Here is a 12,434-nt window from a genome sequence, read left to right on the forward strand (position 1 = left end):
ACATGGCTGAGCGGAACAGCTTCGACTATGTGATCGTCGGGGCCGGGTCGGCCGGCTGCGTGCTGGCGGCGCGCCTGTCGGAGGATCCGACCGTGCGCGTGGCGGTGCTGGAGGCGGGCGGCAGGGACCATTGGTGGGACTGGCGCATCCACATGCCGGCGGCACTGGCCTATCCGATGAACGGCACGCGCTACAACTGGGACTACCACACCGAGCCGCAGCCGAACCTGGGCGGCCGGCGCATGCACTGGCCGCGCGGCCGGGTTCTGGGCGGCTCGTCCTCGATCAACGGCATGGTCTATGTCCGCGGCAATGCCCTGGACTTCGACAACTGGGCCCAGGACCCGGCCCTGCGGCACTGGCGCTATGCCGAATGCCTGCCCTATTTCCGCAAGGCGGAAACCTATGACCGGGGCGGGGACGCGTATCGCGGCAGCGACGGACCGCTGCACGTCCAGGGTGGCCGCGGCTGGAGCCCGCTTTACCAGGCCTTTGTCGAGGCTGGTGTCGCCGCCGGCTATCACCGCACGGCCGACATGAACGGCGAGGCCCAGGAGGGCTTCGGCCGCATGGACATGACGATCCACAGGGGGCGGCGCTGGAGCGCGGCGCGTGCCTACCTGCATCCGGCCATGAAGCGGCGCAACCTGGTCGTGCGCACTGGTGCCCTGACCGGCCGGGTGCGGGTCGAAAACGGCCGCGCCGTGGGGGTCGAGGTGCGCGGCGGCCGCGGCGTCGAGCAGATCCACGCCGCCCGCGAGGTGATCCTGGCCGGCGGGGCGATCAACTCGCCGCAGCTCCTGATGCTGTCGGGCATCGGGCCGGCCGACATGCTGGCGCGTGCTGGCGTCACGCCGATCCACGACCTGAAGGGCGTGGGCCGCAATCTCCAGGACCATCTGGAGCTCTATGTCCAGGCCTCATGCCTTGAGCCGGTCTCGCTCTATCCGGCCACGAAGTGGTGGCGCAAGGGCTGGGTCGGCGCGCGCTGGCTGGCGACGCAAACGGGTTGGGGGGCGACCAACCACTTCGAATCCGGCGGCTTCATCCGCAGCCGGCCGGGCGTCGCCTGGCCCGACATCCAGTATCACTTCCTGCCCATGGCTGTGCGCTATGACGGCAAGGGCGCGATCGAGGCCCATGGCTTCCAGGTCCATGTCGGGCCCATGCGCAGCCCGAGTCGCGGCACGCTGACGCTGCGCGCCGACACGCCGGACGCGCATCCGCTGATCGACCCCAATTACATGTCCCACCCCGACGATTGGGCCGAGATGCGGGCCAGCATCCGCCTGACGCGCGAGATCTTTGCGCAGGCGCCGCTGCGTCGCTTCAACGGCGGCGAGATTGCGCCGGGGCCGGCGGTCCAGACCGACGCAGAGCTGGACGCCTTCATCGCCCAGGCGGCCGAGAGCGCCTATCACCCCTGCGGGACCTGCCGCATGGGCTCAGGACCGGACGCCGTGGTGGACGGCGACTGCCGCGTCCATGGGATCGAGGGCCTGCGCGTGGTCGATGCCTCGATCATGCCGCAGGTCACGACCGGCAACCTGAACGCACCCGTGATCATGATGGCGGAGAAGGCGGCCGACCTGATCCGCGGCCGGACCCCCCTGCCGCCGTCCGACGCGGCTGTCTGGGTTGCGGATCCCGCGACGCAACGCCAGGCCTGAGCGGTGCGGCCAATCGGCAACGCTGGCCGACGCGCGCATGCGCCTGTCGTTTGTCGTCATTTGGTTCGAACGCCGCACCGTTTAGGCTAGACTCAATGCCAGTGCAGCCGAGACTGCAGCAGCGGGATTCGAGATGGCGGACGGGGGACATGAGGGCAAAGGCCCCGGCGACGATGCTCAGCCCGTCATTCCGGACTTCGAGACCGAGGAGGCGCTGGTCGCCTTCATCTGCAGCCGCCTGGACGAACTGGGCCTGACCGACTTCTGCCTGTTCGCCGACGAGCGCAACAAGCGCGTCCGTGGCGTGTTCTGCCGCACGACGCCCAACCAGTTCCATCTGCGCTACATCAAGCTGAAGTGCTACCCGGTCGATCCGGTCGTCCTGCGGCTGCGCACGGCAACGGCGGCGTTCACCTGGAGCAGCCTGGATTTCACCGCGATGTCGGCGCGACAGCTGGCGATCTTCGACGTAGCGCGCAAGTTCGCGTTTCGTAACGGGGTGGCGGTTCCACTGCCGTTGCCGAACCGGGAACTGGCGATCTTCACGACCTATTCGACGCGGGAGGACATCTCGGACGACACCGTGGTCGCCGTAGGCGACCTGGCGCGGCAGGCGATGGCCGGATACATCCAGATCAGCGGCGGTGCCATTCCTGAGCTCAAGGCCCTGTCGGAGCGCGAGCAGGAGGTCCTGACCTGGGCCGCCCGCGGCAAGAGCAATGCTGAGATCGCGATCATCCTGACCCTGTCGGACAAAACGGTCGAGTACCACTGGCTCAGCATCCGCAAGAAGCTGAACGCCAGCAACCGGACCATGGCCGTGGCCATCGCCATCGCGCGCAGCCTGATCCATCCCTGAAGCCGCGCCGGAGCACCGGCACCTGGCTGCGGACCATCGCTCCGCATTATTGGCACTGTATAGGATGACCGGTGGCGAGAAATTCTCTGCCATGAGCGTCAATGGCTGCTGCTGCATAGCATGTTATTCACTTCGGTCCAGGAGTATCCAGGAGGTGAATACAGTAATATTCAATTGAATAGCATTGTAATGCCCGGGATTACCCTAGGTTACACAGGCATTTTCGTGAACAATTATCGGGCTCCACAGAAGGGGAGTGCCACGATGATTTTTGTTGTGGAGCCGGGAAATCGGCATCTCTATGGCGAACTGCTGACCGACATGCATCGACTGCGCTATGACTGTTTCATCCGTGAACGGAAATGGTCGCTGCCCTGCGCCGAGAACGACGAGCGGGACGAGTTCGACCACAAGTTCGCAACCTATCTGCTGCACCTCGACCGGCTGGATGGCGAGATCCGGGTCAGCGGCATGTTCCGCATCGTGCCGACGACGGCGCCCACCATGTTCGATTCGGTGTTCCGCGACCTGTTCGACGTGGAGCCGCCCAGCGGCCCGCATGTGGCCGAGGGCTCGCGCCAGTGCGTCGCGTCCTGGGCACGCAAGCGGCGGCCCGGCTGGTACGTGAATGGCGAGGTGCTGACCTCGGTCGGCGAGTATTGCCTGGGCCGCGGCATCCGCCATGGCCTGATGGTGTCCGACGTGGGCCATACAGCCCGCCTGATCGCGCATGGCTATGACATCCGCCAGATGGGCGGCAGCCGTGTCACGGACGGGCAGGAGGTCGCCGCCTATCTCCACACGTTCAGCGAGGAGCATACCGTCCTGGCGCGTGACAAGGCGGGGCTGAAGGGGCCGCTGTGCGTGCAGCCGGCGATCAAGGCCGACCTGGACGCCCTGCTGGCGACCCTGCCCGAGCGGCGGCCGATGGTCGACGCCGAGCCAGCGCTGCGCAGCGCCGCGGAGTAGGCCCCTCTTCGTATCGCTCGACCGGTGCGCTGCTCCTCTCCAGTCCAGGCCCTACGCAAGGCGTGCGGGATGGGGTAGGAGTGGCGCGCCAACCGTCGACAGAACGAAGGGAGAGAGACGATGGACTACCAGCACCTGGTCATCCGCAAGGAGGGCCCCGTCGACCATGTCACGCTGAATCGTCCGAACGAACTGAACTCGCTGAACGACCGCCTGGTCGACGAGCTGCTGGACTATTTCCACAACCTCTATTTCGACCGGTCGGTGCGGATCGTCACGATCCGTGGCGCGGGCCGTGCCTTCTCCGCCGGCCTGGACCTGAAGCAGACCCGCTCGAACGAGAACCCGGGCGCGGTCAACGGCTCCGTCTCGGACGGCCTGAAGTCGCAACGCCGCATCAGCGAGATCGTGATGCGCATGCGCCGCTGCCCGCAGCCGATCATCTCCCTGGTCCATGGTCCTGCCTGCGGCGGCGGCTTCGCGATCGCGCTGGCCTCCGACATCCGCGTCGGCGGCAAGTCGCTGAAGATGAACGCGGCCTTCATCCGCATCGGCCTGTCGGCCTGCGATATCGGCGTCAGCTACTTCCTGCCGCGCCTGGTTGGCGTGTCCGTCGCGTCGGAGCTGATGCTGACCGGGCGCTTCATCTATGCCGAGCGCGCGCTGGCGACCGGCCTCGTCTCCTGCGTCGTCGATGACGACAAGATGGAGCAGGAGGCCCAGGTGTTCATCGACGAGATGCTGGGCACGACCCCGATCGGCCTGCGCCTGACCAAGGAATGTCTGAACCATTCGGTCGACGCCAACAGCCTGGAACAGGCGATCGCGATGGAGGATCGCAACCAGATCCTGGCGGCGCAGTCGGCCGACTTCCGCGAAGGCATCAGCGCGTTCCTGCAGAAGCGCAAGCCCGTCTACAACGACACCTGAGGCAGGTGCCTCGCCCTCTCCCGTCGCATTCCGCGAGGGGAGAGGGCCAAGGCGGCGCGTTCAGGGGAGCCGGTTGCCGTAGGCGTCGTAGCCCGGCGTGCCCATGGGGGCGACGGTACCCGGCATCAGGTAGGCATTGGCATCGGCCGGGACCGCCATGGCCGGCCGGCCGATCGTCGGTACGTCGTTGGCGATGGGGACGCTGCCCGCCGGCCGCGCCAGGGGCGCGGGGCGGACGCCGGCCGCCGGGGGTGACACCGGCATCGCCACCGGCGAGGGCGGCACGATCGGCGCCAGGGCCTGCGCCGGGACCGGCCTTGCGCCGGTCAGGGCCCGCGGCGGCGGTGGCGCCGGCACGATGGGCAGGGGATCGGTCCCGATCGCGGTCCGTGCCGGTGCGGGCCCCTGCGACCCCAGCGCAGCGGGCGAGAGGACGGCCGGCGCAAGCGGCGTCACGGCCACAAGCGGATCGGCCCGTGTGGCCGGTGCCGGCGCCGCCTGAAGCGTTCCGGCGGGCAGCGTAGCGGGAGCCGTGGTCGCAACGGGCGGCGGGGGCGGCAGGGCGCGCGCCTGGCCGCTCACCGGCGGCGCAAGGCTGGGCTGCGGCGGCACGACGTAAGACGGCGCAGGCATCGGCACCGGCGGGCTGGGCAGGCCTTCCACCGCCGACTTGCCCATGTAGCTGTCCCGCACCTGAGGCACCAGGACGCAACCCGACAGCGTCAGCCCAAGAACCGTCAGGGCAAGAAACGGCAGGGCAGGGACGGGCGGGGTCGGGGCTCGCATGGGGGCGCACGCTAGGGCACGGCCCTGCCCTTTGCAATGTGGCGGAAGGCCCGGCGGCGCCGGCCGGGATCGGGCTTTTCCGCGATCCGCGGAATGCTACAGTCCGGCGTCACCGTGGCCCTGGCCCCGGTTTTCCTTGCGGGCGTCGTGGAGAGTCGGATGAGCGACCTGGGCTGGCTGAGTGCGACGGAACTTCTGACGGCCTATCGCCGCCGCAGCCTGTCCCCGGTCGAGGTGACAACCGCGCTGCTGGACCGGATCGCCCGCCTGGACCGCAAGGTCAATGCCTTCTGCCTGGTCGACCATGACCGCGCCCTGGCCGATGCCCGGGCAAGCGAGGCGCGCTGGGTCGCCGGCCGGCCGCAGGGCCGCCTGGACGGTGTGCCGACCGGCATCAAGGACCTGCTTCTGACCAAGGGCTGGCCCACGCTGCGTGGCTCGCTCTCGACGAGTGCGGCGCAGGCCTGGGAGGTCGACGCGCCCAGCGTCGCCCGCCTGCGCGAGCACGGCGCCATCCTGCTGGGCAAGACGACCACTCCCGAATTCGGCTGGAAGGGTGTCACCGACAACCCGCTGACCGGCATCACGCGCAATCCCTGGGACCTGACCAGGACGCCGGGCGGCTCCTCCGGTGGCGCGTCGGCGGCACTGGCCGCGGGCTTCGTGCCCATCGCTCCGGGCACCGACGGCGGCGGCTCGATCCGCATCCCGGCAAGCCTGGCCGGGGTCGTGGGGCACAAGCCCAGCTTCGGCCGGGTACCGGCCTATCCGGCCAGCCCGTTCGGCACGGTCGCCCATGTCGGGCCGATGACGCGCACGGTGGCCGATGCCGCCCTGATGCTGACCGTGATGGCGGAGCCCGACGCCCGCGACTGGTACGCCCTGCCCTATGAGGCGCGCGACTTCTCGATCGGCCTCAATGACGGGGTGCGGGGCCTGCGCATCGCCTACAGCCCGCGGCTTGGCTACGTCACCAATGTCCAGCCGGAAGTGGCGGCCGCCGTGGCCAGTGCCGCCCGCATGTTCGAGGCGCTGGGCGCCCAGGTGGATGAGGTCGATCCCGGCTTCGCCGATCCGGCAGGCCTGTTCCGCACCCTGTGGTGGTCGGGGGCTGCGGCGGCCCTTGGCGACCTGCCGCCTGAAAGGAAGGCGAAGCTCGACCCCGGTCTTGCCCATGCCGTCGAGGGCGGCCTGGCGATCTCGAAGAAGGAATACATCCAGGCGACGCTGGACCGGGCGGCCCTGGGCGCCAGCATGAACGCTTTCCACCAGACCTATGACCTGCTGCTGACGCCGGCGACGTCGGTCGTCGCCTTTGCCGCGGGCCAGTTGGCCCCCGATCCGGTGGAGACGAAGGACTGGGTCAACTGGACGCCCTTCAGCTTCCCCTTCAACCTGACGCAGCAACCGGCGATCTCCGTGCCTTGCGGCTTTACCGAGGCGGGCCTGCCGATCGGGCTGCAGCTGGTGGGATCGCGCTATGACGATGCGCTGGTCCTGCGCGCCGCCCGCGCCTATGAGGCGGCGACCTCGTGGTCGGCCCGCCGGCCCGATTTCGGCTGAGCGGCGGCGCCATGACCCCCCAGGAGCGCGACGCCGCGCTGCTCGACTGCGCCGGCATGGGGCGCGCGGACCAGTTGACGATCGCGGGCGGCACGCCTGGCGTCGTCCTGATGGAGCGCGCCGGCCGCGGTGCGGCCCAGGCGATCCAGGCCCGCTTCAAGCCGGTGCCGACCATCGTCCTGTGCGGACCCGGCAACAATGGCGGCGATGGGTTCGTGGTCGCCCGCCGCCTGTCGGACGAGGGCTGGGATGTCCTGGTCGCCTCCCTCGTGCCGCCGGAGGCGCTGCGCGGCGATGCCGCCCTGATGCAGGGACGCTGGAACGGGCCGGTGCTCGACCTGCGCGAAGGCCTGCTGCAGGGGCGCGGCCTGATCGTGGACGCCCTGTTCGGCGCGGGCCTCAGCCGCCCGCTCGACGGCCCTGCGCTGCGCATGGTCGAGGCGGTCGCCGCCAGCGGCGTCCCGGTCGTCGCCCTGGACGTGCCGTCGGGCGTCTCTGGCGACAGCGGGCAGGTCCTGGGCGGTGCCGCGCAGGCCGCGCTGACCGTCACCTTCGTGCGGCGCAAGCCGGGCCACCTGCTGCTGCCCGGGCGGTCGCTGGCGGGCGAGATCGTGGTCATCGACATCGGCGTGGCTGACGCCACGCTCGACGCGGTCGGCACCCGACAGTTCGAGAACGGCCCCGGCCTGTGGGCGGGCAGCGTGCGCTGGCCGAGGCCGGAGGGGCACAAGTACGACCGCGGCCACGCCCTGGTCGCGGGCGGTGGCCTGGCCCAGACCGGGGCCAGCCGCCTCGCCGCGCGCGCGGCGCTGCGCGCCGGGGCCGGCCTGGTCACGCTCGCCTCGCCGCCGGATGCGCTGATGGTCAATGCCTGTCACCTGACCGCCGTCATGCTGGCGCGCATGGACGGGGCGGAGGCGCTGAACGCACTGCTGGAGGATCGCCGCTTCAACGCCGTGCTGCTGGGGCCCGGCCAGGGCGTCGGGGAGGGCACGCGTGCCTGCGTCGCGGCGGCGCTCAACCGCGGCCGCGCCACCGTGCTCGACGCCGATGCGCTGACCAGCTTTGCCGACGCGCCGCACGACCTGTTCGGCGCCGTGCGCGGCCCCACCGTCCTGACCCCGCATGAAGGCGAGTTCCGTCGCCTGTTCCCGGACCTGGCGGACCTGCCGTCGAAGGCGGAACGGGCCGTGGCCGCCGCCGCCCGCGCGCGGGCCGTGGTCATCCTGAAGGGCTCGGATACCGTCGTGGCCGATCCCGCGGGGATGGTCGTGATCGCGTCGGACGCGCCCGCGACCCTGGCCACGGCTGGCTCGGGCGATGTGCTGGCGGGCATCGTGCTCGGCCTGCTCGCCGCGGGCATGCCGGCGTTTGAGGCAGCCGCGGCGGCGGTCTGGCTGCATGCGGAGGCAGCGCGCAGCTTTGGCCCCGGCCTGATCGCCGAGGACGTGGTCGAGCGCATCCCGCGCGCCCTGGCCGCCCTGGCGGCATGGCCAGAGGGGGAAGCCGTGGCGCCGCGTGTAATCGCCCCTTGAACATCTGCGGCCCCATCGTGCTATAGAGGCGCCCCGCTTCGGCCCCAGCGGGCGTGGTGGAATTGGTAGACACGCTGGATTTAGGTTCCAGTGACTCACGTCATGGGGGTTCAAGTCCCTCCGCCCGCACCAGCGGGGCATTCAACTCGGAAGACCGCAATGGAAGTGACGCAGACGAGCGCCGAAGGTTTGAGGCGGGAATTCCGCGTGGTGCTCAATTCTGGAGACATCGGCGCGCGCGTCGAGACGCGGCTGAAGCAGCTCTCCGGCGCCATGCGCATGCCGGGCTTCCGCCCGGGCAAGGTCCCCGTCGCCCTGATCCGCAAGACCCATGGCAAGGCCGTGCTGGGCGAGGTGCTGGAGCAGGCGGTGAACGAGTCGTCGCGCTCGGCGATCGAGGACAACAAGCTGCGCCCGGCGCTGCAGCCCCGTATCGAGGTGACCAAGTTCGGCGAGGACGAGGGCCTGGAATACACCATGGCCGTCGAGGTCCTGCCCGACGTCGAGCCGGGCGAGTTCTCGGGCGTTTCGCTGGAGCGCCTGACCGTTCCGGTCGAGGAGGCCGAGGTCGAGCAGTCGCTGGAGCGGCTGGCCTCCTCGCAGAAGCGCTTCGAGGCAGCGCCCGAGGGGACGGAGGCGGCCGAGGGCAATGCCGTCGTCATCGACTTCCTGGGCAAGAAGGACGGCGTGCCGTTCGACGGCGGCGAGGCCAAGGACTTCCAGCTGGAGCTGGGCTCAAAGCGCTTCATTCCCGGCTTCGAGGACCAGCTGATCGGCGCCAAGGTGGGCGACGAGCGGGTGATCGCGCTGAACTTCCCCGACGACTACCCGGTCAAGGAGCTGGCCGGTCAGCCGGTGACCTTCGATGTCACGGTGAAGGAGGTGCAGAGCGCCGCCGCCGTGTCGATCGACGACGAATTCGCGAAGTCCTTCGGCGTCGAATCGCTGGCCGACCTGCGCGCGACGCTGCGCAAGCAGCTTGAATCGCGCTATGGCGACCTCTCGCGCATGCGACTGAAGCGCGCGCTGCTGGACGCGCTGGCCGAGCAGCATTCGTTCGAGGTGCCCCAGGGCCTGGTCGACCTTGAGCTGGAGCAGATCGTGGCGCAGGCCGAGCCCGAGCTGCGGCAGGTTCCGGACCAGGAGCTGGACGAGGAGAAGAAGGCCCGGCGGGCCGAGAAGGACGGCGAGTGGCGCCCCATCGCCGAGCGCCGCGTGCGCCTGGGCCTGCTGCTGGCCGAGGTCGGTCGCCGCAACAACATCCAGGTCAAGCCCGAGGAGGTGAACCGGGCCGTGATGGAGGAGGCGCGCCGCTATCCGGGCCAGGAGAAGGAGGTCTTCGAGTTCTTCCAGAAGAACGCCCAGGCCCAGGCCCAGCTGCGCGCGCCCATCCTGGAAGAAAAGGTGGTCGATTTCATCCTGGAGCTTGTCAAGATCACGGACCGGCAGGTGAGCCTGGAGGAACTGCGTCGCGCGGCAGAGGAGTCGGATGACACCGACGCTCCCGCGTCGGAGGCCTGAGGGCGGCACCTGGCTACGGATTGCTTGAACGCCTCAGGAGGCATCGTTAGATGCGCGACATCATCGACACCACCATGAACACGCTCGTTCCGATGGTCATTGAGCAGACCAATCGGGGCGAGCGGGCGTTCGACATCTATTCGCGACTCCTCAAGGAGCACATCATCTTCCTGGTGGGCCCCATCAACGACGCCGTGGCGAGCCTTGTCACGGCGCAGTTGCTGTTCCTGGAAGCCGAGAACCCCAAGAAGGACATCGCGATCTATATCAATTCGCCGGGCGGGGTCGTGACCTCGGGCATGGCGATCTATGACACGATGCAGTACATCCGGCCCCGCATCTCGACGCTGTGCATCGGGCAGGCGGCGTCGATGGGCTCGCTCCTGCTGGCGGCGGGCTCGCCCGGCATGCGCTATGCGCTGCCCAACTCGCGAATCATGCTGCACCAGCCGTCCGGCGGGGCGCAGGGCCAGGCCACCGACATCGAGATCCATGCGCGGGAGATCCTGGCGACCCGGGCCCGGCTCAATGGCATCTATGTCAAGCACACCGGCAAGTCCCTGCCCGAGATCGAGCAGGCGCTGGAGCGCGACAATTTCCTGTCGGCCGATGCCGCGAAGGAGTTCGGCATCGTCGACCAGGTCGTGTCGCAGCGCCCGACCAGCCCGGAAGAGCAGAAGGCCGCGGCCTGAGCCGGCCCCGGGCATCGGGGACGGCAGGATCGGGGGACGCCACCATGCGTTCCACCCGCCCAGGGACACGCGCCGGAGCGGCAGCGATGACGCTCCGGCGCACCCGGCACGCGGCCCTGCGATCCGCACATCCTGTGATGCCCGTCGGCGCCACGCCCCTTGTTCCGTGGCGCCCCCTTAATCATTTCTTGATCGAGCGGCTTGCAGCATGCTCGTATGAACGCGCGGAAGTGCCTGGGCCCTTCGTCCCCGCAGGCCCGCAGCCAGCTTCACGGTCGGATCTTGCGATCCGGGCGGGAGAAGCAGGCTTCGGCTGCCAGCCGCAAGCGGGTTCGGATCGTCCGGGGCAGGCCGCTGCCCCCGCCTGGGAGGCCTGCATCGTGCGATGTGGCGTCGGTCCGGCCGGTGGGACCAGGACGGAGTATTCATGACTAAGCTGAGCGGCGGCGACTCCAAGAACACCCTCTACTGCTCCTTCTGCGGCAAGAGCCAGCACGAAGTCCGCAAGCTGATCGCTGGCCCGACCGTCTTCATCTGCGACGAATGCGTCGAACTCTGCATGGATATCATCCGTGAAGAGCACAAGACCGCCGTCCTGAAGACGCGCGACGGAGTGCCGACGCCGCAGGACATCTGCCGCGTGCTGGACGACTACGTGATCGGCCAGATCCACGCCAAGCGGGTCCTTTCGGTCGCGGTGCACAATCACTACAAGCGCCTGAATCACGCGACCAAGAACAACGACGTGGAACTGGCCAAGTCCAACATCCTGCTGGTCGGCCCGACGGGCTGCGGCAAGACGCTGCTGGCCCAGACGCTGGCCCGCATCCTGGACGTGCCGTTCACGATGGCGGACGCGACCACGCTGACGGAGGCCGGCTATGTCGGCGAGGATGTCGAGAACATCATCCTGAAGCTGCTCCAGGCGGCCGACTACAATGTAGAGCGGGCGCAGCGCGGCATCGTCTATATCGACGAGGTCGACAAGATCAGCCGCAAGTCGGACAACCCCTCGATCACCCGCGACGTCTCGGGCGAGGGCGTGCAGCAGGCCTTGCTGAAGATCATGGAGGGCACGGTCGCCAGCGTGCCGCCACAGGGTGGTCGCAAGCATCCGCAGCAGGAATTCCTGCAGGTGGACACGACCAACATCCTGTTCATCTGCGGCGGCGCCTTTGCCGGGCTGGAGAAGATCATCGCCAGTCGCGGCCAGGGCAAGGCGATCGGCTTCGGCGCCTCGGTCAAGGGGCCGGACGAGCGGCCCACGGGCGAGATCCTGAAGGAGGTCGAGCCCGAGGACCTGCTGAAGTTCGGCCTGATCCCGGAGTTCGTTGGCCGCCTGCCCGTCGTGGCGACGCTGACGGACCTGGACGAGACCGCCCTGATCGAGATCCTGTCGAGCCCCAAGAACGCGCTGGTGAAGCAGTACCAGCGCCTGTTCGAGATGGAGGACACGAGCCTGTCCTTCTCCGAGGACGCGCTGAAGGCCGTGGCGCGCAAGGCGATCGTGCGCAAGACCGGCGCCCGGGGCCTGCGCTCGATCATGGAGCAGATCCTGCTCGACACCATGTTCGACCTGCCGTCGCTCGACGGAGTCGAGGAAGTGGTCATCAATTCCGAGGTGGTGGAGGGCCGGGCCCGCCCGCTCTACATCTACTCGTCGGACCGGCGCAGCGACGTCGGCAGTTCCACCGCCTGATCGTGGCGTGAGTAGCGGTTGCCGCACGGCCGGGACGGCCGCCGGCAGCCGCGCAAGGCCGGTGGGTCGAGACGCCGGTTCCCCGAGCCGTGGGAACCGGTGCCCCACCGCCAGGACAGCCCCGCCGCTTGGGCTGTCTCCCGTCCCGCACCTTGACGGACGGGGCGTGCGCCGCCATCTCGCACCAACCGGGCTCTTGCCCGAACCCCG

The 12,434-nt window shown here is 69.1% G+C and carries 10 protein-coding genes and 1 tRNA gene; 10 read left to right on the plus strand and 1 reads right to left on the minus strand.

Annotation, left to right across the window (positions count from 1 at the left end; genetic code table 11):
- The first annotated feature begins 2 nt into the window (after positions 1-2).
- The 4 genes from betA (at position 3) to ACI6GS_RS10920 (ending at position 4,428) form a co-directional block, all read left to right on the plus strand.
- Positions 3-1,670: a choline dehydrogenase gene (gene betA, locus ACI6GS_RS10905; protein ID WP_439817824.1), complete on the plus strand. Its 1,668-nt coding sequence runs from the start codon at positions 3-5 to the stop codon at positions 1,668-1,670.
- A 133-nt stretch (positions 1,671-1,803) separates the two neighbouring features.
- The gene (locus tag ACI6GS_RS10910; protein ID WP_439817825.1) at positions 1,804-2,529 is read left to right on the plus strand and encodes an autoinducer binding domain-containing protein; all 726 of its coding nucleotides are present in this window, start codon (positions 1,804-1,806) and stop codon (positions 2,527-2,529) included.
- A gap of 264 nt (positions 2,530-2,793) precedes the next feature.
- Entirely contained in the window at positions 2,794-3,498 is a 705-nt protein-coding gene (locus ACI6GS_RS10915) for an acyl-homoserine-lactone synthase (RefSeq protein ID WP_439817826.1), read from the plus strand.
- 120 nt (positions 3,499-3,618) lie between these two features.
- On the plus strand, positions 3,619-4,428 hold the full coding sequence (locus ACI6GS_RS10920) for an enoyl-CoA hydratase/isomerase family protein (RefSeq protein ID WP_439817827.1): 810 nt from the start codon (positions 3,619-3,621) through the stop codon (positions 4,426-4,428).
- Positions 4,429-4,488: 60 nt separating this feature from the next.
- Here the strand turns inward: ACI6GS_RS10920 and ACI6GS_RS10925 are convergent, their stop codons facing one another.
- Positions 4,489-5,214, minus strand: coding sequence for a hypothetical protein (locus ACI6GS_RS10925; protein WP_439817828.1), 726 nt, complete (start codon positions 5,212-5,214; stop codon positions 4,489-4,491).
- A gap of 159 nt (positions 5,215-5,373) precedes the next feature.
- Between ACI6GS_RS10925 and ACI6GS_RS10930 the strand changes: the two genes are divergently transcribed.
- From ACI6GS_RS10930 to clpX, 6 genes are all read left to right on the plus strand, one after another.
- On the plus strand, positions 5,374-6,777 hold the full coding sequence (locus tag ACI6GS_RS10930; protein ID WP_439817829.1) for an amidase: 1,404 nt from the start codon (positions 5,374-5,376) through the stop codon (positions 6,775-6,777).
- Between the two features lie 11 nt (positions 6,778-6,788).
- The gene (locus ACI6GS_RS10935; RefSeq protein ID WP_439817830.1) at positions 6,789-8,312 is read left to right on the plus strand and encodes an NAD(P)H-hydrate dehydratase; all 1,524 of its coding nucleotides are present in this window, start codon (positions 6,789-6,791) and stop codon (positions 8,310-8,312) included.
- A 47-nt stretch (positions 8,313-8,359) separates the two neighbouring features.
- Positions 8,360-8,444 (plus strand) — tRNA-Leu (locus ACI6GS_RS10940).
- 27 nt (positions 8,445-8,471) lie between these two features.
- Positions 8,472-9,833, plus strand: coding sequence for a trigger factor (tig, locus tag ACI6GS_RS10945; RefSeq protein WP_439817831.1), 1,362 nt, complete (start codon positions 8,472-8,474; stop codon positions 9,831-9,833).
- Positions 9,834-9,883: 50 nt separating this feature from the next.
- The gene (locus ACI6GS_RS10950) at positions 9,884-10,525 is read left to right on the plus strand and encodes an ATP-dependent Clp protease proteolytic subunit (protein WP_439817832.1); all 642 of its coding nucleotides are present in this window, start codon (positions 9,884-9,886) and stop codon (positions 10,523-10,525) included.
- A 427-nt stretch (positions 10,526-10,952) separates the two neighbouring features.
- Positions 10,953-12,224, plus strand: coding sequence for an ATP-dependent Clp protease ATP-binding subunit ClpX (clpX, locus tag ACI6GS_RS10955; RefSeq protein ID WP_439817833.1), 1,272 nt, complete (start codon positions 10,953-10,955; stop codon positions 12,222-12,224).
- Positions 12,225-12,434: the final 210 nt, after the last annotated feature.

The sequence above is a fragment of the Zavarzinia sp. CC-PAN008 genome, from assembly GCF_051903925.1.
Lineage (GTDB): Bacteria > Pseudomonadota > Alphaproteobacteria > Zavarziniales > Zavarziniaceae.